Raw genomic sequence first — 24,825 nt, 5'->3', positions numbered from 1 at the left:
GTAGCGAAAAAACATTTTCCGCCGTGAACGTACAGAAAAACTTACACAACGCTCTGGTCTGTGATCTAGTACAATAAACCACAGCCCCATTACCCTTACTTTTTTGTGGTCTCTCGACGATGAAACTGACTATTGAACGATTAACAACCCTTACTCATCAGGATCTTATCGATTTAGCGAAGATCTGGCCTGAACAACAGCCAACGCTCTGGCAGCAGTGGATTAACGATGGTAAGCCGCTGTTTGGCGCGCGTTTTAACGAGCGTCTATTAGGTGCAGTCAAAATCACGGTGAATGGTCAGCAGGCTGAGTTTCAGGATTTGTATGTCAGAGAGGTGACTCGTCGCCGTGGCGTGGGATTATATTTGATTGAAGAAACGCAGCGTCAGTTACCGACAGTACAGCACTGGCAACTTAAGGATGAGCAGGTTATAGCCGAACAACATGAGGCGATGGATGGTTTTATGCACGCCTGTGGTTTTAGCCGTGGCACACAAGGCTGGCACAAATAGCCAGTATCAATAAAATAGCGATCTCAGCTCATTTGATTTTGCTAGATAAAACGGGTTTTGCTAAATAAATTTTGTTGATGGAGAGTGCCAAAAAAGCAAAAGGGCGACATTAATAAATAATATCGCCCTTCATGTTACGCCATATCCCGTTTATAGCTAACATCGCAGTAGTGTTTAACTGCAATGCTAATGGTTTTGGGTATTAGGCTTCAATCGCCATGCGTAATTTTTTCATCGCGTTCTTTTCAAGCTGACGCACACGTTCAGCAGATACACCGTACTGATCGGCCAGCTCCTGTAACGTTGACTTGTTGTCATCGTCCAACCAACGGGCGCGAATAATATGCTGGCTCCGCTCGTCCAATCCTTCCAACGCATAAGACAGTTTATCTGCCGCATGGTTATCCCAGTTATCCTCTTCAATGCCATCAGCAAAATCAGAGGTTTTATCCTGTAAATACAGGACCGGCGCCATAGATTGGCCATCACGTGCTTCGTCATCTGGAGATGGATCAAATGTCATATCCTGTGCGGACATGCGTGATTCCATCTCGCGAACATCTTTACTGGTCACACCCAGTTCTTTGGCAACCAGCTCGACTTCATCCTGATTAAACCAACCCAGACGCTGCTTGGTTTTACGCAGGTTGAAGAACAATTTACGCTGAGCTTTGGTGGTTGCGACTTTGACAATTCGCCAGTTACGCAGAACATATTCGTGAATTTCTGCTTTGATCCAATGTACCGCAAAGGACACCAGACGTACCCCGACTTCAGGGTTAAAACGGCGAACTGCTTTCATCAAGCCAATATTACCTTCCTGAATAAGGTCAGCCTGCGGCAAACCATACCCGGAATAGTTGCGGGCAACATGAGCGACAAAGCGCAGGTGAGACAGGATAAGCTGTTTAGCCGCTCCCAGATCGCCCTGGTAATGCAGCCGTTCAGCCAGCTCCCGTTCTTCCTCTGCGGTCAGCATCGGATAGGCGTTGGCGGCCCGAATATAGGCTTCCAGACTACCTTGGGGTACTAAGGCTAAAGTTTGCATTTCTTTGGTCATTCAAAACCCTCTCATTGCATGTTTAGTGCAGTTTTGTCTCAGCGCAGATATTTTAGCATCTGCTTAAACAGATTCAAGCGCTGGGCACATTATCATTTCACTGTGTTATTGGACTGGTTATTGCCGTAAAAGTTCATACCAGATCACACTTTTTGACTCTGGATCTTAGCAGATAACCGGTCAAGCGGATCAGGAAGTGTAGATGGAATTCACTACAGCAAACACCTCTTTCCCTGCTTTAGTTCAACACCGCAGGGAAAGAGTATAACAAACATTCTTTACTGCGGTGTAAATCGACGTAAATGTTGGACCGTTGCCAGCCACGCTGCAATCCAGCCGATCATGGCAGAGATCAATACCAGCAACAGGCACTCATCCCAGCTCAAGCCATGTAAGGTAAATTGGGTACCGAACACCGCTGCCACCTGCGTAACCACCGAGCCAAGCTTCCATACCAGCCCTTCTGATAGGATCAGAGATAACACCGCACCACCAAATCCCAGCATTGCCCCGCCGTTCAGGAACGGTCGCAGAATGAACCCATCCGTTGCACCAATCAACTTCATAACATTGATAGTATCGCGGCGGCTAAAGATACTCAGACGCACACTGTTACCAATTACCAGGAACACGGCAACCACCATCAAAACACCAATCATGGCCGCGACCTGCCCGACCAGGCCTGTCAGCGCGGCCAAACGGGCAAACCAGCTATCATCCATGCGGACTTCAGCCACCCCTTCCACCTTACTAACCCGATCACGCAGGGTATCCAGCGTCCCTGAGCTTTGGAAATCCAATTTAGGGGTGATAATGGCAACTGCGGGCAGCGGATTTTCTTCCAGCATATCCAGCGCTCCACCAAAACCGGACCAGTTGCGGAACTCACCCATCGCTTCTTCCCGCGACAGATAATTAACCTTCTCCACACCTGCTTCCGCTTTCAGCGTAGTCACCACGTTCTCAGCTGCGTTATCGTCCAGTGCTTTATCTAAATAGACCGTCAGTTGTGGGGTTGGATACCATTGATCTGCCGCCTGACTGACGTTCTTCCACACGATATAGCATACGCTTGGCAGTGTTAACGAAATGGCAATCACCATCACCGTTAACAGTGTCGCCAGTGGTTGGCGCATCATATCGGCAATGGCATTAACCCACGAATAGCGCCACTGTTCACGCCAACCGCCTTTTAGCGCTTTGGTTTTTGCTTTCTGTGCGTTATTCGCCATGATGCGCTCCTAACATCCGCCCCTGACTCAATGTCAGAATCGGGTAGCGCCGCCGGGCAATCAACGACGTATCGTGGGTTGCCATCAACACGGTAACGCCCACACGGTTAAATTCTTCAAACAAACGCAAAATACCTTCGGATAATGCATCGTCCAGGTTACCCGTCGGTTCATCAGCCAGTAATACTGCCGGTTTATTCACTACCGCCCGAGCAATGCCTACACGCTGTTGCTCACCGCCGGAAAGTTGAATTGGGAAGTTTTTCGCCTTATCCAACAACCCTACTTTATCCAGTGCTGCGGATACTCTGCGGCGAATATCTTCAGTGCTGGCACCAGCAATAATCAATGGCATAGCGACATTGTCATATACCGTTCTGTCCAACAACAGGTGATGATCCTGGAAGATCATCCCGATCTGGCGACGCAGGAAAGGTACTTCTCGGTTTTTCAAGCGACTGATATCGTGACCACCAAACCATATATGACCGGCACTGGGGCGCTCGATACCACAAATCAGTTTCAGCAGGGTGCTTTTCCCTGCACCGGAATGGCCGGTCAGAAACGCCATTTCCGCTGGGCGCAGATGAAAATCGACCCCTTGGAGCGCCTGTCGTCCGCCCAGATAAGCTTTACTGACCTGTTCAAAGCGAATCATCCGTATTAGTCCTCTCGGGCAAAAAGAGCCTCAATAAAATCGTCAGCCTTAAATGGCCGCAAATCTTCTATACCTTCCCCAACACCGATATAACGGATTGGGATTCCGAACTGATCTGCGATGGCAAAAATCACCCCGCCCTTGGCGGTACCATCCAGTTTAGTCAGGGTAATTCCGGTCAGACCGACTGCTTCATTAAACAGTTTCGCCTGACTCACCGCATTTTGTCCGGTACTGGCATCTAACGTCAGCATAACCTCATGGGGGGCGTCGCCGTCCAGCTTTTTCATCACTCGGACAATCTTCTTCAACTCTTCCATCAGGTGGGCTTTATTTTGTAAACGCCCGGCAGTGTCCGCCAGCAGCACATCAATACCTCGGGCTTTCGCTGCCTGAATAGCATCGAAAATCACCGAAGCAGAGTCTGCACCGGTATGCTGTGCCACCACGGCAATCTTGTTACGATCCCCCCAAACTTGCAGTTGTTCTACCGCAGCCGCGCGGAAAGTATCACCCGCCGCCAGCATGACAGATTTACCTTCAGCCTGGAATTGGCGTGCCAGTTTCCCGATGGTGGTAGTTTTCCCCACACCATTAACGCCAACCATTAGGATAACAAAGGGATTTTTGCCACTGACATCCAATGGCTTGTCTACTTTAGACAGAATTTCAGACATTTCCTCTTTAAGCTTGCCATATAACGCTTCGGCATCTTTTAGCTGCTTACGACTGGCATGTTCGGTTAGAGAGGTAATAATTTTACGGGTAGTTTCGACGCCAACGTCGGCGATCAGGAGCTGTTCTTCTAATTCTTCAAACAGATCGTCGTCGATTTTCTTACCACTGAACAGCCCCATAAAACCGGAGCCAAGATTCTGCTTGGTTTTAAGTAAGCTGCGTTTTAAACGAGCAAAAAAACCTTCTTTGGTTGGGCGTTCTTGTTCCTGAACCGCTACCGGCACAATTTCGTTTACCGCTTCAAGCTCTGTTTGTGACTCAAATTCTTCTTCAATTACTGCTGTTTCGCCGCTAACCTCGACCCACGGTTCTTCCACAATAGCTTGTGGCGCAGAGACATCGAGAACCAGGTTATCTTCTGTCAATGGCAGTTCTGGCGCACTGACGGTGCCTTCATCCCATTGAGCAACATTATCGTCTTCATTCTCATGTTGTGAGAAATGATGTTGTAAATACTGAGGATCAGAAGAGAAATCTATCGGTTCCTCAACTCCTTGCGCTGTAGGGTCTACATCCAGCTCAGGCAGAATTTCAGCCGCGGCTTCACTGACAACGGCGCTATCCCATTCACCCGGTGCGGCAGTGACATGCTCTTCTAGCTCAACAGGCGGATGCTCAGATGCTATCTCAATCTGTTTCTCACTGATGGCTTGCTCTTCAGCATGCTCAGCAACACCTTCTTTTTCAGTAGCCAATGGCTCTGTTGGTTGTTCTTCATTCTGACGGCCAAGGCCCAGCCAGGAAAAAAAACCACGTTTTTTTTCTTTTGCCATTTGCGACTACACTCCTCGCGGTTTAATCATGGCTTTACCCTTATGACTTCGGGTTTGCATAAATAAGATAATAGTTTGCAAGTCTATCACTTTCCCCTGAACAGCAACACGCGCACGATGCTGGTTTCTATTGTGAATTCAGTCAACAAAGGTTTAACGTTTCCCCCACACAGCAGTCGTAGGTAGAATAGCGATTAACTCTTTTATTCAGCGCTGCAATACTGACTCAACTTTCAAGCAAAGCAATCTATGGCAAAACGACCTACAACACGATCGACAACCCAACGGCCTAGCGCAAAACCGGCAGCACATCAGGCAGCGGGGCAGATCCGCATCATTGGTGGCAAATGGCGAGGCCGTAAATTGCCCGTGCCTGATAGCCCAGGGCTACGCCCAACCACTGACCGGGTCAGAGAGACACTGTTTAACTGGCTGGCACCGATGATTCAGGGTGCCCGGTGTCTGGATTGCTTTGCGGGCAGCGGCGCATTGGGGCTGGAAGCGCTATCCCGTTATGCCGGTGCAGCCATATTATTAGAAGCCGATCGGCATGTCGCCAAGCAACTTGGCAGCAATCTGGCATTATTGAGTGCCGAGAATGGTCAAGTAGTGAATACCAATTCTTTGCAGTGGCTGGCTCAACCGGGGCAGCCTTTTGATCTGGTATTCCTTGATCCCCCTTTCCGTAAAGGCTTGTTAGCTGAAACCATCACACTGCTGGAGCAATATAACTGGCTGGCAGAACAGGCTTGGATTTACGTTGAAGCAGAGGCTGAAAGTGCCGCTGCGGATGTTCCCGGCAGTTGGCAGTTACATCGCGAGAAAATTGCCGGTCAAGTGGCCTATCGTCTCTATATTCGTAATGAACAGACTCACCAACACGCTGTATCAGCGGAAGAACTGGAGCAACACCATGTGGATTAATCTCGGCCGGTTATTGATGTTAGGGGTATGGTTTTTCTTACTGCTAAACCTGTTCCAACCCTTCCCTAAACCATTGAGATACTTTATTAATGTCGCCATGATATTTATGGTTTTGATGCATGGTTTGCAACTGGTTCTACTCAAATCCACACAACCTAAAGATCAACCGATCAGTGGCTTACAGCAACTTAAAATCTTTGTGTTCGGTGTCTTTGAATTACTGGCCTGGCAAAAGAAGCAACCATCACTGCCTAAAAAATAAACTTATCTGCCGCCTGCAACTTCAAGTCTATTGGATATACCTTGGTTGTAGCGGCAAATTGTTGATTGCAGGCTGACTTATTTGGCGACAGATTTAGTCGGGGACTGACGTCGGGGTAAAACCAATATAGCGGGAGCCTTGTAAACGTAACGTTCCCTGTGCGCCTTGTACAATAGTATTATACGCCTGCTGTGGCAGTATCATTTTGATTTCACGGTTACTTTTCACCTCAATACTACTGATAAGCGGCTGGAAAGTAACTTCATAGCGTTTTTCTTCTGCAACAATTTCTTCGCGCTGCCGTGAGCGACGATTGGGCGCTAATACTTCTCGTTTATTAATGACTTCAACGTGTAAACTGCGCACCAGCGCTCGGTCATTTTCTGTATCCTGCCGTTTTTTTTGCCAATACTGACGGGTCGCCAATACGGCTATCAGTACCACCACAGCAATCAATAATAACGGAGGTTTATTCATACACTATCCATCAGGACTTATTGCCCGGCAGATAGGGGAAACTCATCACATTACTGCCCAATTCAGAGATCCGAGCGCTGCCCTTTTCCGTTACGGCATCGATACGAATCACCGAATGAAGAGGAATATAGCTGCGGTTAACACCTGAAAATTCTGTTTTCAGTTTTTCAGTTGAAGGGTCCACCAGCAATGTTGATTGACTATCAAAGACAAAATCAGCAATTTCAATAAACCCAAACAAGTTACTCGGGCCTACCTCACGGACATAGAGCTGATAATTCTTACCGTTATTTATAAATTGAATACGATAAAGCAATTGTTCATTGGCCATGGCGCTACTGCCTCTATCCCTTGATTTAGCGAAAGGAAATTGGCCTTAACATAACATGTGGACCAAACAACACCAAGATCTCCGCTGGCGGATGGTGCCGCTAAATCTGATTATGCGGACTGTTACGCATTAAGTGGCACAAATCATGCAAATCACAATAGCGTCGCTATCGCTCTTGGCTTCCATCCCTTACACTTGATGAATGTATACTCGGAGTCATTAGCATTACGGATTATCATTACAACACAGGTACTTTCACTGAAACCTGCATAGAAAAAAGGATAAATAATGAGCTGGCCATTCCTTGCCGTATTTTTTTCTGGTTGGTTGTTTGTTGATGCAACTTACCGAGGCCCACGCTGGCAGCGTTGGGTATTCAAACCTGTCACCCTGTTACTTTTACTGTTACTTGCCTGGCAAGCACCTATTCTTGGTCCTGTCGGCTATCTCATTGTCTTGGGCTTACTTGCGACTCTGGTAGCTGATGCATTATTACTGCTACCCAGTGAGCGCTTACTTTATGCTCTGGGCGCATTCTTCCTTTCCCATTTACTCTATACCATCAGTTTTGCCAGCCAGATGACATTCACGCTGTTCTGGCCTCTTCCGTTGGTTTTGATCGTGATTGGCGCATTACTGATAGCTACTATCTGGACACGGCTGGAAGATATGCGCTGGCCAGTGATCGCTTTCGTTGGCATGACGTTACTGATGGTCTGGATGGCGGGCGAGCAATACTTTGCCCGCAGTACAGATTTAAGCTTCTCTCTGCTGGCGGGTACCGTGTTACTGCTGGTTTCGCATAGCATTTGGCTACTGAATCGCTATCGTTTTTCATTCCGGGCTTCAGATGCAATTGTCGCTGGCTGCTACTTTGTCGGGCATTTCCTGATTGTCCGGTCGCTGTATTTGTAATTAAATCAGTACCGCAATACGTTTTTAGCCGTTTGAGCTGCGTGCTCCACCGAAGGGGCACGCATTTCAATGCGCTGGATACGCTCACTTTAGTCATACCCTGCCATGTAGCAAAAATCCCATTTAGCAATTACTCTCATTTCCCTCTTGACTCTGGAGTTGACTCCAAGGTGTAGAGTGCTGCAATACCTGTTACATGCTTTCCAGGAGGCACCATGCATTCACATTCTGAACATCAGCATCCAACGGATACACACAACAACTGTGGCTGTGGTCACACTCATGCCAAACAACAAACCGGTTGCAGCAGCCAGAAAACAACCAGTGCCAGCAATGACAGCCCAGACTCAGTGAGTGAACACTCACATAATGATGGGGGTTGCTGTAGTCAGGGCCAAAGTGATGAGGGTGATGACGAAAGTGACATACTCGCGCCAGCGATACCTTCAGATAGCCAGCGCTTCAGTTGGCAGGTCAAAGGGATGGACTGCCCAAGCTGTGCCCGAAAAATTGAAAATGCCGTCAGTAATCTGGTCGGGATTGAAAATGTAAAAGTCCTCTTTGCCACAGAAAAATTAGTGGTTGATGCACGCACAGATATTCGCCCTCAAGTCGTGAATGCAGTCACTCAGGCTGGATTCACTCTGGTCGATACCCAATCAAGCGCAGGAAGTAAAGCCGCCGCGCCAGAATCACGCCTGCGCGAATACTTACCTATCGCATTATTAACCACACTGATGCTTATCAGTTGGGGGATCTCGTTATTCAGCCTTGAACTAAGTGAGTTTGCCTTCACTGCAACCACCATTGTCGGGCTGATCCCGATCACCGCCAAAGCCTGGAAGCTTATCCGCTCTGGGACTCCCTTCGCCATTGAAACCTTGATGAGCGTGGCAGCTATCGGGGCGATGTTTATTGGCGCAACCGCTGAAGCGGCCATGGTATTACTGCTGTTTATGGTCGGCGAACTGCTCGAATCTTATGCCGCAAACCGTGCACGCCGTGGGGTAACTGCCCTGATGGCACTGGTACCAGAAGAGGCACTGTTGTTAAAAGACGGTGAGCGTAGGCAGGTTCCTGTCGCCAGTTTGCGCCCCGGCGATATCATCGAAATCTCGCCCGGTGGCCGCTTACCCGCAGATGCCGAATTAATGACCCCTTTTGCCAGTTTCGATGAAAGCGCCCTCACCGGAGAATCTATCCCTGTTGAGCGTCAGCAAGGCGAAAAAGTTGCGGCCGGGAGCTTATCGGTCGATCGCGCCACTGAAATGCGAGTTATCTCAGAACCGGGCAATAATGCTATTGACCGTATTCTGCAACTAATTGAATTAGCAGAAGAACGCCGTGCACCCATTGAGCGTTTCATTGACCGCTTCAGTCGTATTTATACGCCAGCGATCATGCTGCTTTCAGCGCTGGTCATGTTAGTACCGCCTTTGGCTTTCGCCGAACCTTGGGAAACCTGGCTGTACCGCGGCCTGACACTATTACTGATAGGTTGCCCATGTGCGTTGGTTATCTCCACACCTGCGGCAATTACATCTGCATTAGCGGCGGCAACCCGCCGTGGTGCATTGATCAAAGGGGGAGCAGCACTGGAGCAGTTGGGCCGAATTCAAACGGTTGCCTTTGACAAAACCGGCACCCTGACCGAGGGCAAACCTAAAGTTACCGATATTCTGCCTATATCCGGTGTGAGTGAAACCCGCCTGTTAGCATTGGCCGCCGCCGTTGAAGCTGGTTCCCACCATCCGTTAGCGATAGCTATTATGCAACGCGCACAGCAAAACACCCCAATATTGCCACTGGCGAGTGAGCGTCGAGCTCTGGCGGGGGTGGGCGTTGAAGGTGTGGTTAATGGTCTGACGGTGCGCGTCAGCGCCCCCAGTAAGTTGCCCCCACAGTTATTGACTGCTGAGTGGCAAACACAGCTCGACCAGTTGGAAAGCAGCGGTAAAACAGCCGTCGCCGTGCTGGAAGATGAAACGCTAATTGGTTTATTGGCATTACGTGACACGTTACGAACTGATGCCAGACAAGCCATTGATGCGCTGAAGAAGTTAGGTATTCAGGGGGTGATGCTCACTGGCGATAATCCACGAGCCGCAGCGGCAATTGCCGGTGAATTGGGGATTGATTACCGCGCCGGATTACTACCCGCCGATAAAGTGCAAGCGGTTATGGCATTGAATGCGGCACAACCTACGGTGATGGTCGGTGATGGCATCAATGATGCTCCGGCGATGAAAGCAGCCAGTATTGGTATTGCCATGGGCAGTGGCACCGATGTGGCATTGGAAACAGCCGATGCCGCGTTGACCCACAACCGGTTAACCGGATTAGCAGAAATTATTCTGTTATCACGGGCGGCCAACGCCAATATCCGCCAGAACATTACTATCGCACTGGGCCTAAAGGGAATCTTCCTGGTTACCACACTACTGGGGTTAACCGGTCTCTGGTTGGCAGTATTAGCAGATTCCGGTGCTACCGCCTTAGTAACAGCCAATGCGTTACGGCTACTGCGCAAGCGGGATGTTTGAATCAAGCATCGGTTCTGATAATTGGGGCAGAGGCGGGTGTTACTGCGCTTTTGCCCCTTTCTTGACCAAATACCGATACGGCGTCTGCCCGGTATCTTGTGCCAACAACTGATGGTCCATAAAACGGCAAAAACCAGGAATATCGCGGGTGGTGGCAGGGTCGTCAGCAATAATCAGTAGAGTTTGGCCATCTTCCATGTGCCGGACCGTTTTTCGCACCATCATCACCGGCTCAGGGCAGCGCAGGCCCAGTGCATCAAGTGTTTTGTCTGGATTGGCAAAAATATCGGTCATGGTGAGTCTCTTGTTGGTCGTTATGGGTTTGCTAGCAGTATAAAGATAAAATATAAGCCTGTGTGCGAAGGCGGATAGTTTACCCCGTCGATTTTTAGGCGCAAGCGACGCTAACGTTTGCGTTAAAATTAGCCATTGCATTCGTTGCGCAAACGCGTATTATGCCGCCGCGTCGCAGAAATTGCGGCACATTCTGTTTGGGTTCCCTCACCCCAATAACCAAAAAGGTCACATTTATGTTTTCGTTTACTGCCCAACAGCGGATGACCGCTTTGGTATGGCTGTCGCTATTCCATATTGTCATCATTACCTCCAGCAACTACCTGGTGCAATTACCGATCGCTATCTTCGGTTTTCATACCACCTGGGGCGCTTTTACTTTTCCGTTTATCTTCCTTGCCACTGACCTGACTGTGCGGATTTTTGGTGCTCCTTTGGCGCGCCGGATCATTCTGTCGGTTATGGTGCCAGCGTTGCTGATTTCATATCTGATTTCAGCCCTGTTTTATCAGGGGAGTTGGCAGGGGTTACCGGCATTAACCAGCTTTAATTTGGTGGTAGCCCGTATCGCGATTGCCAGCTTTATGGCCTATGTACTCGGCCAGATTCTGGATGTTCAGGTATTTAACCGCCTGCGTCAGCGCAGTGCCTGGTGGGTTGCCCCTACTGCTGCCATGTTCTTTGGCAATATCAGTGACACCATGGCGTTCTTCTTTATTGCGTTCTATCGCAGTACTGACCCATTTATGGCTGCAAACTGGGTAGAAATCGCTTTGGTGGATTATAGCTTTAAGCTGCTGATCTGCATGTTGTTCTTCCTTCCCGCCTATGGCGTGATGCTCAATGTATTGCTGAAATATTTTGCCCGACAAACCGAACAGCAAGCACTAAAGCAGGCTACTGCCACTGAACAATAGATTGCTTTTAGCGTCTGAATAAGGTGCGATAAGGCTATACCCAGATTAGTTGGCGTTGCAGGGGTGTCACTAACCCCCTGTAAGTTCAAGTAACAAGGGGATATTAATCATCAATAAAGGGATTCCCATGCATAAAATAACCAAATTTCTTGCTGTCGGTCTGTTGGTTGCAGGATTAAGTGCTTGTGATGGCAACAGCAATAGTAACGTGGGCCAACCGGTCAGCCTGCTGGAAGGCAAAGTGGCCTTCAGCTTGCCGGCAGACTTGTCTGATCAAAGCGGAAAGATGGGCAATCAAGCGAATAACATGCACGTTTACGCCAATAAAACCGGCGATAAAGCAGTTATCGTGATTTTAGGTGATAACACCAATGAAGAACTGGAAGTGCTGACAACGCGTTTAGCAGACCAGCAACGCGCCCGTGATGCTAACCTGCAAGTCGTCACCAATAAAGCCATTAAAATTGACGGACAACCGTTCCAGCAGTTAGATAGCATTATTACCAGTGGCGGCCAGAAAGCCTATTCGTCCGTGTTGATGGGTAAAGTCGATAACCATTTGATGACAATACAAATTACGCTGCCCGCAGATAATCAGCAGCAAGCTCAGACTGAAGCTGAATCGATTATTAGCACGCTCAAGCTAAAATAGTATTCCTTAACAGAGCGCGGCTCATCAGCGCTCTGCCTGCATTATCCTATTCCAAAATTAAGCTAAAGCCTGTGCCAATAAAGTGATCGGATGTTCGCATTTTTTGCTGGTCGACATTTCAATCTGCCACTTACAGGTTTCGCAATCGGTAATCACCGAATCAACCCCACTCTCCTCGATTTGCTGGAACAGTGAGGCACCAATCCCTTGCGATGTTGCGTAGTTCTCTGATTTAAAACCATAAGTTCCGGCAATCCCGCAACACTGCGAATCCAATACCACCAGCTCAATACCGGGGATACGCTGTAGCAAAGCCAGGGTATAGGCCGTCCAGCCCATTTTCTCCATATGGCAAGGCGTGTGATAGGCAATACGCAACGGCGTATTGTTTGCCGAGAACAGCGCTTTCAACGGTAAGTCGCGGCCCTGATCCAATAAGCGGTAGAGATAGCGTGTCGCCAACTCCACTTTGTCGCGCACGGGGGCAGTATCAACATCTAACAAGTGTGGATACTCATCACGCAAGGTAAAGGTGCAACTTGATGAAGTTGCCACTACCGGGATATCCCGCCCGATAACCGCATCAGTCAGTGATTCCAGATTCACCCGTGCCTGTTTTTTCGCCTGCTCAATAAATCCATTAGCAATCAGTGGTACGCCACAGCATTTTTCCCGTTTAAGTAATTCAACGCCAATGTTCATCGCATTGAATACACTGACTAAATCTTTACCTAACTGGGGATGATTGTAATTTACGAAGCAGCCATGGAAAAATGCCACTTGTTCGCTATATTGCTGCTGTTTTTCAGCCTGTTTACGATACCAGCGGCGAAAGGTACCAAACGAGTATTTTGGTAATTCACGCCGATGATCAATTTTCAGTGCTTTATCCAACAAGGCACGCACCGGTTTCAAACCGGTGACCGCATTCACTACCGGTGCAAACGGTGTTGAGAGGGTGCCCATGATATCGGTATGACTGAGGATCGCATCGCGCAGTTTGGGTTTATTGCTGCTGTAACTGGCTTTCGCACGTTGGATGATGTCGCCGATTTTAACATCGGACGGGCATGCCACTTCGCAACGTTTACAGTTCGTGCAATATTTCAATGCATCGTCATACAGTGCCGGATCTTTCAAACGTAAGCGCTCACCATCAGGGCCAGCCTGCTTCGGCCCCGGATAAAGCGGGTTAACCTTGGCGACCGGGCAATAAGTGGTGCAAACCGTGCACTTAATACAACTTTCAAAACTGTTATCCCGTGCCAAGTGTTTATCCTGCGGCAAATGTTGATTCTGAGAAAAAGTGTTGCTGTCTCCGTTCTGCGGTAACCACGTCATAATGTCACCTCCATTGCGTTGACAATCTGCTCTGCAACAAACAGTGCGCTGGTTAGTGAAACCCCTGCGCCACAGCCTTGTTGCAACGGATCGTATCCCCCCAGTACCGCACCGATAACATGTAGATTATCCAGTGCAATACCCCCACGTAGCGCCCGTAACCGGTTATCAGTGTTAACCCCAAATTGCAGATAAGGCTGGGGCGCAAACATATTGCTGCGGCTCCAGTCGGCACGGTTCGGTAGCGATAAAATATCCAGATCCAGTATCGGTTCGTAAACATGCTCAAAAGTGGCCACTAACCCATTGCTGAAGAAGCTACCGCTGGCCAGCACCATCTGGGCGGCACGCAACGGAATATCGCCATGGTTACGGCTATAAAGCCCGGTAATCCGGTCCCCCACCAGCTCAGCACGTAATACCGCATCACCGGGCATGATAATGCCCCCCAATTGCTGGAAGCGATGGCGCAGAGCCTGATGTAATCGCATACCAAGTAACGACGGTGGTAGCGTCGGCAGCAGTTGAATGGGTTTCCCGACTGCGGCTCGCAATGCTTCCAGTGGCGCAGACACATCCAGCCCGATACAAGCTGGTAGTAAAATCATTTCTGCTGCTGATGACAGACGGGATAACTCATCCGCCAGCGGTTGCAGGTTTTCTGGTAAATCCAGCACACGAGCAATATTGACCGCACGAAATTCGCTAGGGTTATCCCGCAGACGATCAAGCGCCGGTAAATGCAGATAATCTGGCGTCGCATCAACACCCTGCTCTTGTAAGGCGCTGGCAACCATTTGTGGTTGGAAATCGAGGAAACCTTCAATACCAATTACCGCGACTTTTTGCCACGGCAGTGGGCCTTCCAATGGCGCAACCGGGATATCCGCCGGGCTGAGCCAGGTTGGTCGGCAACTGCCCAACGGCGTAAGCCGCAGATGGTTCTTCGCCGCGCTGCCCACCAATTTCAGGCCGCACCGCTGTAACAGGGATTCAGCTTCTTGTGCTAATTCACCCACTTGTGCCACTTGCCCCATCTTGCTATAGGGGTGTTCAGGCGCTAATTCAGCCAAGGTCGCGAGTGCGGATAACGGCTGGCTGACTGCCTGCCCATCCGGTAATTTTGCCAATAGATCCAAAGAGCCGGAGGAAAAGTGCAGCGCATTTTGCCCGGCGCTGACAATCGCACAATATTTGCCTTGCTCAGCCAGGCGGATACCGCACGCCAGACCAGCCAAGCCACCACCGATGATAATGACATCAAATTTCATCGTGTTTCTCCTGAACGTTGGCCGCAGACGGGGTGTCATCCAGACCACACAGCCCTTGATAGACCCAATGCGTAAATTCACTCTCCCGCAAAGCATCACCCCAAGCTATCGGGCGCACACCTTTCCAACGCTCATTAAGAAATTGCACCAGCTGTTCACGGGATTGCTGCGGCGTGGTCACTTTAAAGCGGCTGAGTAAACCCGCGGCCCGGCAGGCACAGAGTTCACCCTGACAGGTCCCCATGCCAACACGGGTACGACGACGTAAATCCAGTAGGTTATTGACCGATAGCGATTCAATCGCATAGCGCACTTCGCCGGCAGTCACTGCCTCGCATTCGCACACCAGGCTGTTATCCAGACGGTTTCCGGCCAATAGTTGTGTCGCGCGATCCCCATGGCGATAAACCGCTGAGCCACGAATACTGGCAGGCAGAGAAATGACTTTGCTGAGAGTTTGCTCCGCTGATTGCTGTGAACCGGGTAGTGGCGCTTGGGCGGTGGTACAGGCTGCGGTAATACCTAATTTTTCACACACTTTATCTGTTGCCCACTCAGCCATCAGACGGTAGGTCATCAGTTTGCCACCGGTAATGGTGATAAAACCTTCCAGACCATCGCGGTTAGCATGATCCAGTAACACAATACCACGGCTGACATTACGCCCCGACGGGTCATCATCACTGGCAACCAGCGGCCTGACACCGGCGTAAGCACGTAAGATGCGCGTTTGCGCCAACTGGGGTGAAAGTTTTGATCCTTCGCGGATTAAGGTATCCACCTCTTGTGCCGTTACTACCATATTATCGATTTGATCGTATTCAATATGGGTTGAGGTCGTCCCGATCAATGAGATGGTGTCGCCCGGAACCAAAATGTCAGCATCAGCCGGTTTACGACAGCGGTTGATCACCATGTTGTTGATCCGATGGCCCAAGATCAACAGAGCACCTTTTGCCGGAAACATGCGGATACGAAGATCAGCATATTCAGCAATATGTTGCCCCCAGATCCCCGCAGCATTGACCACTATTTGTGCATGAATATCATACTGGCGCTGATTCTTATGATCGAAAACGCGCACGCCGCTCACCCTATCACCGTGGCGTAGCAAGCCAATAACTTCGTGATAAGTCAGTACATTCGCACCGTGCTCGCGCGCATCCAGCATATTCGCGGCAGTTAAACGGAAGGGATCGACGGTACCATCTGGCACGCGGACGGCAGCAATCAACGTCGGATTAGCAGCCGGCTCCAGCCGTAAGGCCAGCTTTGGATCAATGGCTTCGGCCTCGATACCGGCGTCCTGGCAGCGCGCGATAAATTGCTGCTGATATTCCAGCGAGTCTTCCGGCAACGTGATAAACAGGCCATCCGTTTGCTCAATACAATGGCGTGCAATACGTTTCAGAATACGGTTTTCTTCAATACATTCGCGGGCAGATTCGCCATCAGTTACCGCATAGCGTGCGCCGCTGTGTAGCAAGCCATGGTTACGGCCAGTCGCACCAGTGGCAATGTCATGCCTCTCCAAGAGCGTACAGGCTAAACCACGGCGAGCGCAGTCACGGGCAATCCCGGCGCCGGTCGCACCACCACCAATGATGATGACATCCGTTTCTGTGTAAGGAGAACTGTTCGTCATGAAGGACCCCACATTATCAGACAGCCGCCTGGCGGCTAATTATGCGTCTATTGGGCCACAATCTTTAAGGTTATTGTTTGATAAGGAACAAAAACGAACGAAAAACGAAAGCAATGTGGTGTTTAAAAACCATGATTGTGATCAAAGTCACAGGTAATTTGTCATTGTGGGTTTCAAAATGTTAACCAATCGCTCAAAATTGCCGCCGCTTTCATATAACTGTAACAAATGAGCCATCACTCACAGATAAGTTATGCGAATTTATCTAGCATGGCGCTCGTTATGGAACATAAACGACAGCAAGTTAGCCGTTTAACTACCGGGTAGATACCAGGCTATACCGGGGTCAAAAACTACAAAAAAGCCATCGGAGGCACTCATGTTGAGTATTTTTAAGCCCGCGCCGCATCAGGCCCGGCTTCCAGCAGAACAGATTGATCCCACCTACCGCCGCCTACGCTGGCAAATCTTTATGGGCATCTTTTTCGGTTACGCCGCTTACTATCTGGTGCGTAAAAACTTTACTCTCGCCATGCCGTATTTGATCGAACAAGGGTTCTCTCGCGGGGATCTGGGGTTCGCGTTATCGGGTATTTCTATTGCCTACGGTTTCTCAAAATTCATCATGGGTTCGGTTTCTGACCGGTCTAACCCACGGGTATTCCTCTCTGCCGGTTTGATTCTCGCCGCCGCCGTGATGCTGTTTATGGGCTTTGTGCCTTGGGCAACATCCAGTATCGCCGTGATGTTCGTGCTGCTGTTCTTATGTGGCTGGTTCCAGGGTATGGGTTGGCCGCCATGTGGCCGTACCATGGTGCACTGGTGGTCGAAGAAGGAACGCGGCAGTATCGTGTCAGTCTGGAACTGCGCCCATAACGTCGGTGGTGGCTTACCACCATTACTGTTCCTGCTGGGGATGGCGTGGTTTAACGACTGGAAAGCCGCACTCTACATGCCTGCTTTTGGTGCCATTCTGGTGGCATTGATTGTCTTTGGTCTGATGCGTGATACCCCTCAATCCGTGGGCTTGCCCCCGATTGAAGAGTACAAAAACGACTATCCAGATGACTACAGCGAAGAAGCAGAAGAAGAACTGACTGCTAAACAGATCTTCATGCAATACATATTGCCCAACAAACTGTTGTGGTATATCGCGATTGCTAACGTTTTTGTTTATTTACTGCGTTACGGCATCCTCGACTGGTCACCGACCTACCTGAAAGAAGTGAAACACTTCGCACTGGATAAATCCTCATGGGCTTATTTCCTGTATGAATACGCTGGTATTCCAGGGACGCTGTTGTGCGGTTGGATGTCCGACAAAGTGTTTAGAGGTAACCGCGGGGCTACCGGTGTGTTCTTTATGACTCTGGTGACTATCGCTACCATCATTTACTGGCTGAACCCGGTCGGTAACCCAGGTATCGATATGGCCTGTATGATCACCATCGGCTTCCTGATCTATGGCCCGGTAATGTTGATTGGCTTACATGCGCTTGAATTAGCACCGAAAAAAGCAGCAGGGACCGCCGCGGGCTTCACCGGCTTGTTCGGTTATCTGGGCGGCTCGGTAGCAGCGAGTGCCATCGTCGGTTATACCGTGGACTACTTCGGTTGGGACGGCGGCTTTATGGTCATGATCGGCGGCAGTATCTTGGCTGTTCTGTTACTGATCGTTGTGATGTTTAGTGAGAAAAAGCATCACGCAGAGCTGGCTAGAAAACAGGGCTTATAAGTTCATCTAGTTACGTTTTTTCAGGCTGTGTCGTTATTGATGGATTTATAGCGACATAGCCTTTTTCATACCCTGAGATTGATAAATGGAGCACTATCAATGCAAACCCACATCAAAACCCTGTTGGCGAGTATTATTCTGGCATCCTCAGTTACCGGTATGGCGCAGGCCGCCGAGCAGTCATCAGTAGTCACCAAACCGTCGGCAAGCAAAGTTGTCATCGCACACCGTGGTGCCAGTGGTTATCTGCCGGAGCATTCACTGCCCGCTAAAGCCATGGCCTACGCGCAAGGTGCGGATTATCTTGAACAAGATTTGGTGATGACCAAAGATAATGAGTTGGTGGTTCTGCACGACCATTATCTGGATCGCGTGACCGATGTGGCTGAGCGCTTCCCCGATCGCGCACGCAAAGATGGCCGCTATTACGCCATTGACTTTACGCTACCAGAAATTAAATCACTGAAATTTACCGAAGGCTTTGATATTGATAAAGACGGTAAGAAAGTGCAGAGCTATCCGGGCCGTTTCCCGATGGGCAAATCTGACTTCCGTGTACATACCTTCCAGGAGGAGATTGAATTTGTTCAAGGTTTGAATCATTCGACCGGTAAAAACGTTGGGATTTACCCAGAAATAAAAGCACCGTGGTTCCATAAACAAGAAGGGAAAGACATCTCAACCAAGGTGTTGGAAGTACTGAAACAGTACGGTTACACCACCAAGGGCGATAAAGTTTATCTGCAATGCTTTGATGCCAATGAATTAAAGCGCATCAAAAACGAGCTGGAACCGAAGATGGGTATGGACCTAAAACTGGTCCAACTGGTGGCTTATACCGACTGGAATGAAACCTACGAACAGAAGCCTGATGGCAAATGGGTCAATTACAGTTACGACTGGATGTTCAAGCCAGGAGCGATGAAGCAAGTAGCACAGTATGCCGATGGCATCGGCCCTGACTACCATATGCTGGTGGTTGAAACCTCTACGCCGGATAACATCAAGCTGACCAATATGGTCAAAGATGCGCATGCCAACAATATGATGGTTCACCCATACACCATCCGTGCGGATAAGCTGCCGAAATACGCGACTAACGTCAATCAGCTATTCGATATTATCTACAATCAAGCACAGGTTGACGGGGTGTTTACTGACTTCCCGGATCAAGGTGTGCAGTTCCTGCAAAAACAGGGGCAACACCAGTAAGTTGATGCTCTGAGATAACGGAATAAACCAGTGGCGCAATTATGTTTAATGCGCCACTTTTTCGTTTACGGCAAGTTGCATTTACTTCTATAAATCAGTTACTTATCTGTACCTAAAAACATCTTACGCAAATAGTGTGGAACAGCATCATCGGCGTTTGAACCTATCACTTCCAGATTCGGTAACATGTCTTTTAGCCGTTGATGCGCATCACGCATGATGCAGCCTTTGCCAGACATCGACAGCATTTCCAGGTCATTCATACCATCACCAAAAGCGATACATTCTTTCAGTGAATAACCGATAATTTTGGCAACTTGATCAAGCGCATGCCCCTTAGAGACACCGCCGCCCATCACTTCCAGACAGGTTGGGAAAGAAAAACTGACATTAACTCGATCGCCCCAACGTGCATTGATGGCTTCTTCTAAAATCAACAACTTGTCATGATCTTCACAGGTGAAGTAAACCTTACACACACCATCGGTTGGCAGTAATGCAGGTTCAAATACCTGATAATTAAATACCGACTCACGGAAAAATTCTTTCTGTGCCGGGCTTTCACGGTTCATAAACCATTCGTCGTTCAGATAGACGTTGGTCAGGATATCCGGGTTATGGTGTTCAATATTGTACAAATCACGCGCAATATCTGCATCAAGGTTATGACTAAAAATCAGCTCTCCCGCCGTGTTGTGCACCCGTGCGCCGTTGGAGGTAATCATAAAGGCACTGATTTCCAAGCTATCGCGGATTTGTGCCACATCGATATGATGGCGACCAGTGGCAAACACAAAATGCACGTCGCGCTGCGTCAGCAACTTGAGTGTTTCTTTGGTATATGGCGTTAAAAGATGATCAGGTGATAGCAGGGTGCCATCTAAATCGGAAGCAACAACATGATACATAGCGGTATGTTCTAACCTCTGGTGGCGTCGGAGCCATAATGGCCGACTGATGATTGATGTTGCGCGAAAAAGCGCAATATGGCGCTCAGCGCCTCGGCACGAAGCTGGTCCCGCTCGAACAGGATCTCATGGCGTGCACCTTGAACTCTCTTAGGTTGCCCCCCTTCGCAAGGGTGTCCTGCCAAAGTCATTGCCTGAGAAAAAGCATCATGAGCCGGGTTATGTACTACCCGATCCTCACTGGCTTGTAATAATAGAACCGGCGTGGTTATCTTTTCTGCTTGCGCGATGATTTGCTCGCCCACCAGCAGACTTTCTCGGATCCAATGATAGGTTGGCCCACCAAGACGTATTTCCGGTGTATCCGCATATTGGCGTAAATAGCGGCGATATCGCTCACGGCTATGGGTTAACACATTGACCAGATAGGGTAGTGGCCGCCACTGGCCGGTACCAATAGCATAATAGTCGCGCAGCGTTTGATACCTTTCGGCCCAGTCGACAATGCGGTGAGCCAGCCAGCCGGGCATCGGTAAGTGGATACCAAACATCGGAGCACATAATGCTACCGCATTAAACACATCCGGTTCTCTGGCCAGATAACGCGTGAGAATTGCCCCCCCCATTGAATGAGCCAGGGCAAATCGCTGCTGATAATGGCTATCAGTTATTTCGCGCTGCACTAACTGCGCAAAATCCTCAATATAATCATCAAACTTAATCACATGACCACGGTTACCATCTTCAAGCAAGCGACCCGACCGCCCTTGCCCACGATGATCCAGCACTATCACATCATAGCCTTGCTGAAACAGATCATAAGCCACTTCAGGATATTTAACGTAACTTTCAATGCGGCCGGGCACCACCACCACCACTCGAGTGTGTTGTGGTGCACGAAAGCGGACATAGCGAATCGGAATATCATCGACGCCGATAAACTCATCCTCATCTCGCTGTTGCCAAAAATCTAACAGCGGCCCGTTAACAAAAGCAGCAAACTGCTCTTCACGCATTAACCAGCTATTGTCTAACGGCATAGCGTGGCTCGATATAGCATGACCTTGTAAATCATGACTGATGACATCCTTTGACCGGAATTGCTCAATGTTCAATACACCTGATATTCTGGTAAACCCAGTCGTTCTGTGAGCCATAGCACAACTATTAGCAATAGAGTATTGTGGCATAAATTTATGCATTCAGGGAGCTTTGCCGATGACCTTAGACTGGTGGTTAACCTATCTACTGACCACATTGATCCTCAGCCTGTCCCCTGGTTCTGGGGCCATTAACACCATGAGCACCGCCATCAGCCACGGTACGCGCGGGGTTGTAGCCTCAATTTGCGGACTGCAATTGGGATTAGCCGTGCACATTGTATTAGTTGGCGTGGGGTTGGGTGCACTGATTTCACAATCCTTGCTGGCATTTGAAATACTAAAATGGCTTGGTGCAGCTTACTTAATCTGGCTTGGGATTCAGCAATGGCGCGCTGCCGGTGCGCTGGATCTGCATGCGCTAGCCAACAGTATGCCGCGGCGAAAACTGTTTAAACGCGCGGTGTTTGTTAACCTTACCAACCCAAAAAGCATCGTTTTTCTGGCGGCATTATTCCCACAATTTGTGCTGCCACATCAACCGCAAGTGGCGCAATATCTGATTCTCGGCACCACCAGCGTGGTGGTTGATATTATTGTGATGATTGGTTACGCCACCCTTGCCACCCGAATTGCTGGCTGGATTAAATCACCACAACAAATGAAATTACTGAACCGGATATTTGGTGGCTTATTTATGCTGGTAGGCGCGTTATTGGCAACCGCCAGAAAAGTGTAATGCTAATTCAAACAAATGATTACCCAACCGGCATCATCTGCCAGTTGGGGCATTAATTAGCGCGATAAGATCAAATGGATACCAAAACCGGCAAACAGTACTCCCGCCAGCCCATCAATCCATTTTGATAAACGCTGATAGCCACGGCGCATCACCGGCAAGGCAAATACGCAGGCGACAATAGTGAACCAGACGAAGGTTTCACCAACAATCAGCACGAACAAGCCCCAGCGCGCACCCGCACTGACGTCATCGCCGACAAACAGTGAGAACACACTGCCAAAATAGATAACGGCTTTCGGGTTCGACAGATTAGTCAGGAAGCCGCGCAGGAAGGTCCGACCACGGGCGGGTAGTGCAACTTGAACCTCCCCCTCGCTACCATGACGTTTGGCTCGGGCAGATTTCAGCAGTTGCCACCCCATCCAGCACAGATATAGCCCACCACCGACCATAATAATCTGATGTAACCACGCCATTTTCTGCAAGATAAGGTTCAACCCCATCAGCGCCACACCAGCCCAGATAACAATTCCCAGCGAGATCCCGACCACCCCCATCATCGCCTCACGGCGCGAACGGCTGGCGGCGGTTTGCGAGACAAAAAAGAAATCCGGCCCTGGGCTCATTAATGCAACCAGATGGACCAGCGCAACGGTAAGGAATAGCATCAACATGATAGATTCTCATATACCCTGCGAACCGAAAATCGCAGGGGCGTTAGCGAAAGGCGACTGGTTAGTCGTCGTTGTTGTCTACATGGTCGCGGATCATCGCCATAAACGGCGCGCCAAAACGCTCCAGTTTGCGTTGCCCAACACCATTGACGCTCAACAGCTCGCTGGCAGTAATCGGCATCTGTTCCGCCATCTCCAGCAAGGTAGCATCGTTAAACACCACATAAGGCGGAATATTGCCTTCGTCAGCGATAGATTTACGCAACTTGCGCAATTTGGCGAACAACTTGCGATCATAATTGCCGCCATAAGATTTTTGATTAGCGCTACTGCGCACTTTCAGGCTCTGAATACGCGGCACTGCCAATTGTAACGGCAATTCAGCACGCAGAATCGGGCGAGCGGCCTCAGTCAGTTGTAACGCTGAAAACATTGCGATATTTTGGCTCAGCAACCCGAGATGGATAAGCTGGCGCAATATACTGACCCAGTGTTCGTGGCTTTGTTCGCGGCCAATCCCATACACTGATAACTTGTCATGACCCATTTCACGGATACGCTGGTTATTCGCCCCGCGCAGCACCTCGACAATATACCCCAGACCAAACCGCTGTCCGACACGATAAACACACGAGAGGGCTTTTTGTGCATCAGCCAGCCCATCGTAGCGCTTCGGCGGATCGAGGCAAATATCACAGTTACCACACGACTGCTGTTTACCCTCACCAAAATAGTTGAGCAGCACCAGACGACGACAAGTCTGCGCCTCGGCAAAAGCGCCCATAGCATTTAATTTATGCCGTTCAATATCTTGCTGTGCCCCTGCAGGTTTCTCTTCCAGACAGCGACGTAACCACGCCATATCCGCCGGATCGTACAGCAACACGGCTTCAGCAGGCAGGCCATCACGTCCGGCACGGCCGGTTTCCTGATAATAAGACTCGATAGTGCGCGGGATATCAAAATGCACCACAAAGCGGACGTTGGGTTTGTTAATCCCCATACCAAAGGCCACGGTCGCGACCACCACTTGCAGATCATCGCGCTGGAATGCTTCCTGCACCTGCCCCCGACGCTCGTTATCCAGCCCGGCATGGTAGGCCGCCACACTTAAGCCACGGCTCTGCAAACGGGCGGTGGTGTCTTCCACTGTTGCCCGGCTGTTACAATAGATAATGCCACTTTTGCCACGTTGGTCTTGCACAAAACGCCATAATTGATCGAGCGGTTTGAACTTCTCTACCAAGGTGTAACGGATATTGGGGCGGTCAAAACTGCTGACTTGAATCAGTGGCTGATCCAGATTAAGCAGACGAACAATATCCCCCCGCGTCGCGTCATCCGCCGTGGCAGTGAGCGCAATAACCGGTAAATCAGGGAAACGTTGCTTTAACTGGCCTAGAGCACGATATTCCGGGCGGAAATCATGACCCCATTGAGAAATACAGTGCGCCTCATCCACCGCCAATAAAGCCGGCCGCCACTGATACAATTGATCGAGGAAACTCTCCATGACCAAGCGTTCTGGGGCAATATACAACAGCTTAATCTGACCGCTACGGCAACCGTCCATCACGGCTAACTGTTGTTCACGCGTTTGCGATGAGTTTAAGCACCCCGCACCAACGCCGTAAGCCAGCAGTTGGTCGACCTGATCCTTCATGAGCGAGATCAACGGAGAGACTACCAGCGTCAACCCATCCGTCACCAGTGCCGGAATCTGATAACACAAGGACTTACCACCACCGGTAGGCATCACTACCAGACAGTCTTGCCCTGATAGGGTGGCGTTGATAATTTCCTGTTGTCCGGGCCGGAATTGCTGATAGCCGAAAGTATCTCGCAATACCTGCACTGCCAGTAATTCCCTATTTATCACTGCTGCGGTCGACACACTCTTCCCCAACTA

Annotated in this window: 24 protein-coding genes; 10 read left to right on the top strand and 14 right to left on the bottom strand. The window is 49.6% G+C overall.

Features of this window, described 5'->3' with window-relative positions; all coding sequences use genetic code 11:
• Window positions 1–119: 119 nt before the first annotated feature.
• Window positions 120–512 carry an aspartate 1-decarboxylase autocleavage activator PanM gene (gene panM, locus V1952_RS02205; protein ID WP_083161963.1) on the top strand — a complete coding sequence of 131 codons (393 nt, stop codon included), beginning with the start codon at window positions 120–122 and terminating at the stop codon, window positions 510–512.
• Window positions 513–714: 202 nt separating this feature from the next.
• Here the strand turns inward: panM and rpoH are convergent, their stop codons facing one another.
• The 4 genes from rpoH to ftsY form a co-directional block, all read right to left on the bottom strand.
• A complete protein-coding gene (rpoH, locus tag V1952_RS02200; RefSeq protein ID WP_004391342.1) occupies window positions 715–1,572 on the bottom strand; it encodes an RNA polymerase sigma factor RpoH in 858 nt (285 codons plus the stop codon).
• A gap of 278 nt (window positions 1,573–1,850) precedes the next feature.
• Window positions 1,851–2,804, bottom strand: a complete 954-nt coding sequence (gene ftsX, locus V1952_RS02195; RefSeq protein ID WP_083161961.1) for a permease-like cell division protein FtsX — start codon at window positions 2,802–2,804, stop codon at window positions 1,851–1,853.
• Complete coding sequence (gene ftsE / locus V1952_RS02190) at window positions 2,794–3,462, bottom strand: cell division ATP-binding protein FtsE (RefSeq protein WP_019213191.1); 669 nt, start codon at window positions 3,460–3,462, stop codon at window positions 2,794–2,796. Before ftsE ends, ftsX begins: the two co-directional genes overlap by 11 nt.
• Before the next feature lie 5 nt (window positions 3,463–3,467).
• Window positions 3,468–4,973, bottom strand: a complete 1,506-nt coding sequence (gene ftsY / locus V1952_RS02185) for a signal recognition particle-docking protein FtsY (protein ID WP_372560051.1) — start codon at window positions 4,971–4,973, stop codon at window positions 3,468–3,470.
• A 249-nt stretch (window positions 4,974–5,222) separates the two neighbouring features.
• Between ftsY and rsmD the strand changes: the two genes are divergently transcribed.
• The gene (gene rsmD / locus V1952_RS02180) at window positions 5,223–5,897 is read left to right on the top strand and encodes a 16S rRNA (guanine(966)-N(2))-methyltransferase (RefSeq protein WP_372560052.1); all 675 of its coding nucleotides are present in this window, start codon (window positions 5,223–5,225) and stop codon (window positions 5,895–5,897) included.
• Entirely contained in the window at window positions 5,887–6,159 is a 273-nt protein-coding gene (locus V1952_RS02175) for a DUF1145 family protein (RefSeq protein ID WP_032906890.1), read from the top strand. The genes rsmD and V1952_RS02175 overlap by 11 nt, the downstream gene beginning before the upstream one ends.
• 93 nt (window positions 6,160–6,252) lie before the next feature.
• Here V1952_RS02175 and V1952_RS02170 read toward each other — a convergent pair whose 3' ends face one another.
• On the bottom strand, window positions 6,253–6,636 hold the full coding sequence (locus tag V1952_RS02170) for a DUF2500 domain-containing protein (RefSeq protein WP_372560053.1): 384 nt from the start codon (window positions 6,634–6,636) through the stop codon (window positions 6,253–6,255).
• 10 nt (window positions 6,637–6,646) lie between these two features.
• Entirely contained in the window at window positions 6,647–6,967 is a 321-nt protein-coding gene (locus tag V1952_RS02165) for a DUF1820 family protein (protein WP_083161953.1), read from the bottom strand.
• 288 nt (window positions 6,968–7,255) lie between these two features.
• Here V1952_RS02165 and V1952_RS02160 point away from each other — a divergent pair, with 288 nt between their 5' ends.
• The gene (locus tag V1952_RS02160; protein ID WP_083161950.1) at window positions 7,256–7,882 is read left to right on the top strand and encodes a lysoplasmalogenase; all 627 of its coding nucleotides are present in this window, start codon (window positions 7,256–7,258) and stop codon (window positions 7,880–7,882) included.
• Window positions 7,883–8,097: 215 nt separating this feature from the next.
• Window positions 8,098–10,425, top strand: coding sequence for a zinc/cadmium/mercury/lead-transporting ATPase (locus V1952_RS02155; RefSeq protein ID WP_372560054.1), 2,328 nt, complete (start codon window positions 8,098–8,100; stop codon window positions 10,423–10,425).
• A 39-nt stretch (window positions 10,426–10,464) separates the two neighbouring features.
• Here the strand turns inward: V1952_RS02155 and tusA are convergent, their stop codons facing one another.
• Entirely contained in the window at window positions 10,465–10,719 is a 255-nt protein-coding gene (gene tusA / locus V1952_RS02150) for a sulfurtransferase TusA (RefSeq protein ID WP_372560055.1), read from the bottom strand.
• Between the two features lie 236 nt (window positions 10,720–10,955).
• On the opposite strand from tusA, the gene V1952_RS02145 reads away from it, so the two are divergent.
• Window positions 10,956–11,636 (top strand): 7-cyano-7-deazaguanine/7-aminomethyl-7-deazaguanine transporter, encoded by a 681-nt coding sequence (locus V1952_RS02145; protein WP_372560056.1) that lies wholly within the window; start codon window positions 10,956–10,958, stop codon window positions 11,634–11,636.
• Between the two features lie 127 nt (window positions 11,637–11,763).
• Entirely contained in the window at window positions 11,764–12,288 is a 525-nt protein-coding gene (locus V1952_RS02140; protein ID WP_083161941.1) for a DcrB family lipoprotein, read from the top strand.
• A 57-nt stretch (window positions 12,289–12,345) separates the two neighbouring features.
• On the opposite strand, the gene glpC is transcribed toward V1952_RS02140, so the two are convergent.
• Genes glpC through glpA form a run of 3 tightly spaced genes read right to left on the bottom strand, consistent with a single transcriptional unit; the run spans window position 12,346 to window position 16,545 of the window.
• Window positions 12,346–13,629, bottom strand: coding sequence for an anaerobic glycerol-3-phosphate dehydrogenase subunit GlpC (gene glpC / locus V1952_RS02135; RefSeq protein ID WP_420074258.1), 1,284 nt, complete (start codon window positions 13,627–13,629; stop codon window positions 12,346–12,348).
• A complete protein-coding gene (gene glpB, locus V1952_RS02130) occupies window positions 13,626–14,900 on the bottom strand; it encodes a glycerol-3-phosphate dehydrogenase subunit GlpB (protein ID WP_372560058.1) in 1,275 nt (424 codons plus the stop codon). Before glpB ends, glpC begins: the two co-directional genes overlap by 4 nt.
• Window positions 14,890–16,545 carry an anaerobic glycerol-3-phosphate dehydrogenase subunit A gene (glpA, locus tag V1952_RS02125; protein ID WP_372560059.1) on the bottom strand — a complete coding sequence of 552 codons (1,656 nt, stop codon included), beginning with the start codon at window positions 16,543–16,545 and terminating at the stop codon, window positions 14,890–14,892. Before glpA ends, glpB begins: the two co-directional genes overlap by 11 nt.
• Before the next feature lie 379 nt (window positions 16,546–16,924).
• Here glpA and glpT point away from each other — a divergent pair, with 379 nt between their 5' ends.
• Both glpT and glpQ read left to right on the top strand, forming a co-directional pair.
• Window positions 16,925–18,280, top strand: a complete 1,356-nt coding sequence (glpT, locus tag V1952_RS02120; protein WP_005187993.1) for a glycerol-3-phosphate transporter — start codon at window positions 16,925–16,927, stop codon at window positions 18,278–18,280.
• A 99-nt stretch (window positions 18,281–18,379) separates the two neighbouring features.
• Complete coding sequence (glpQ, locus tag V1952_RS02115; protein WP_372560060.1) at window positions 18,380–19,492, top strand: glycerophosphodiester phosphodiesterase; 1,113 nt, start codon at window positions 18,380–18,382, stop codon at window positions 19,490–19,492.
• A gap of 98 nt (window positions 19,493–19,590) precedes the next feature.
• On the opposite strand, the gene yigL is transcribed toward glpQ, so the two are convergent.
• Together yigL and pldB are read right to left on the bottom strand one after the other, a co-directional pair.
• The gene (gene yigL / locus V1952_RS02110; RefSeq protein WP_372560061.1) at window positions 19,591–20,400 is read right to left on the bottom strand and encodes a sugar/pyridoxal phosphate phosphatase YigL; all 810 of its coding nucleotides are present in this window, start codon (window positions 20,398–20,400) and stop codon (window positions 19,591–19,593) included.
• A gap of 11 nt (window positions 20,401–20,411) precedes the next feature.
• On the bottom strand, window positions 20,412–21,440 hold the full coding sequence (gene pldB, locus V1952_RS02105) for a lysophospholipase L2 (RefSeq protein ID WP_420074262.1): 1,029 nt from the start codon (window positions 21,438–21,440) through the stop codon (window positions 20,412–20,414).
• Between the two features lie 178 nt (window positions 21,441–21,618).
• Here pldB and rhtB point away from each other — a divergent pair, with 178 nt between their 5' ends.
• Window positions 21,619–22,239 carry a homoserine/homoserine lactone efflux protein gene (rhtB, locus tag V1952_RS02100; protein ID WP_005188003.1) on the top strand — a complete coding sequence of 207 codons (621 nt, stop codon included), beginning with the start codon at window positions 21,619–21,621 and terminating at the stop codon, window positions 22,237–22,239.
• Between the two features lie 56 nt (window positions 22,240–22,295).
• On the opposite strand, the gene rhtC is transcribed toward rhtB, so the two are convergent.
• Together rhtC and recQ are read right to left on the bottom strand one after the other, a co-directional pair.
• Entirely contained in the window at window positions 22,296–22,916 is a 621-nt protein-coding gene (gene rhtC / locus V1952_RS02095; protein ID WP_372560063.1) for a threonine export protein RhtC, read from the bottom strand.
• Window positions 22,917–22,977: 61 nt separating this feature from the next.
• Window positions 22,978–24,810 (bottom strand): ATP-dependent DNA helicase RecQ, encoded by a 1,833-nt coding sequence (gene recQ, locus V1952_RS02090; protein ID WP_420074257.1) that lies wholly within the window; start codon window positions 24,808–24,810, stop codon window positions 22,978–22,980.
• Window positions 24,811–24,825: the final 15 nt, after the last annotated feature.

This window comes from Yersinia sp. 2542 StPb PI (assembly GCF_048593855.1).
GTDB classification, from domain to species: domain Bacteria; phylum Pseudomonadota; class Gammaproteobacteria; order Enterobacterales; family Enterobacteriaceae; genus Yersinia; species Yersinia enterocolitica_E.
Note: the sequence above shows the minus strand (reverse complement) of the source record. Positions and strands in the feature narration are given on the sequence as shown.

What these genes read in the sequence shown, in the direction of transcription:
- glpT (WP_005187993.1), top strand. Translation starts at nt 16,925, where the DNA reads ATGTTGAGTATTTTTAAGCCCGCGCCGCATCAGGCCCGGCTTCCAGCA.
- V1952_RS02170 (WP_372560053.1), bottom strand. Translation starts at nt 6,636, where the DNA reads ATGAATAAACCTCCGTTATTATTGATTGCTGTGGTGGTACTGATAGCC.
- rhtB (WP_005188003.1), top strand. Translation starts at nt 21,619, where the DNA reads ATGACCTTAGACTGGTGGTTAACCTATCTACTGACCACATTGATCCTC.
- V1952_RS02175 (WP_032906890.1), top strand. Translation starts at nt 5,887, where the DNA reads ATGTGGATTAATCTCGGCCGGTTATTGATGTTAGGGGTATGGTTTTTC.
- ftsX (WP_083161961.1), bottom strand. Translation starts at nt 2,804, where the DNA reads ATGGCGAATAACGCACAGAAAGCAAAAACCAAAGCGCTAAAAGGCGGT.
- tusA (WP_372560055.1), bottom strand. Translation starts at nt 10,719, where the DNA reads ATGACCGATATTTTTGCCAATCCAGACAAAACACTTGATGCACTGGGC.
- glpQ (WP_372560060.1), top strand. Translation starts at nt 18,380, where the DNA reads ATGCAAACCCACATCAAAACCCTGTTGGCGAGTATTATTCTGGCATCC.
- rpoH (WP_004391342.1), bottom strand. Translation starts at nt 1,572, where the DNA reads ATGACCAAAGAAATGCAAACTTTAGCCTTAGTACCCCAAGGTAGTCTG.
- glpA (WP_372560059.1), bottom strand. Translation starts at nt 16,545, where the DNA reads ATGACGAACAGTTCTCCTTACACAGAAACGGATGTCATCATCATTGGT.
- rhtC (WP_372560063.1), bottom strand. Translation starts at nt 22,916, where the DNA reads ATGTTGATGCTATTCCTTACCGTTGCGCTGGTCCATCTGGTTGCATTA.
- ftsE (WP_019213191.1), bottom strand. Translation starts at nt 3,462, where the DNA reads ATGATTCGCTTTGAACAGGTCAGTAAAGCTTATCTGGGCGGACGACAG.
- V1952_RS02140 (WP_083161941.1), top strand. Translation starts at nt 11,764, where the DNA reads ATGCATAAAATAACCAAATTTCTTGCTGTCGGTCTGTTGGTTGCAGGA.
- V1952_RS02160 (WP_083161950.1), top strand. Translation starts at nt 7,256, where the DNA reads ATGAGCTGGCCATTCCTTGCCGTATTTTTTTCTGGTTGGTTGTTTGTT.
- glpC (WP_420074258.1), bottom strand. Translation starts at nt 13,629, where the DNA reads ATGACGTGGTTACCGCAGAACGGAGACAGCAACACTTTTTCTCAGAAT.
- ftsY (WP_372560051.1), bottom strand. Translation starts at nt 4,973, where the DNA reads ATGGCAAAAGAAAAAAAACGTGGTTTTTTTTCCTGGCTGGGCCTTGGC.
- yigL (WP_372560061.1), bottom strand. Translation starts at nt 20,400, where the DNA reads ATGTATCATGTTGTTGCTTCCGATTTAGATGGCACCCTGCTATCACCT.
- V1952_RS02145 (WP_372560056.1), top strand. Translation starts at nt 10,956, where the DNA reads ATGTTTTCGTTTACTGCCCAACAGCGGATGACCGCTTTGGTATGGCTG.
- rsmD (WP_372560052.1), top strand. Translation starts at nt 5,223, where the DNA reads ATGGCAAAACGACCTACAACACGATCGACAACCCAACGGCCTAGCGCA.
- V1952_RS02165 (WP_083161953.1), bottom strand. Translation starts at nt 6,967, where the DNA reads ATGGCCAATGAACAATTGCTTTATCGTATTCAATTTATAAATAACGGT.
- V1952_RS02155 (WP_372560054.1), top strand. Translation starts at nt 8,098, where the DNA reads ATGCATTCACATTCTGAACATCAGCATCCAACGGATACACACAACAAC.
- pldB (WP_420074262.1), bottom strand. Translation starts at nt 21,440, where the DNA reads ATGCCGTTAGACAATAGCTGGTTAATGCGTGAAGAGCAGTTTGCTGCT.
- panM (WP_083161963.1), top strand. Translation starts at nt 120, where the DNA reads ATGAAACTGACTATTGAACGATTAACAACCCTTACTCATCAGGATCTT.
- glpB (WP_372560058.1), bottom strand. Translation starts at nt 14,900, where the DNA reads ATGAAATTTGATGTCATTATCATCGGTGGTGGCTTGGCTGGTCTGGCG.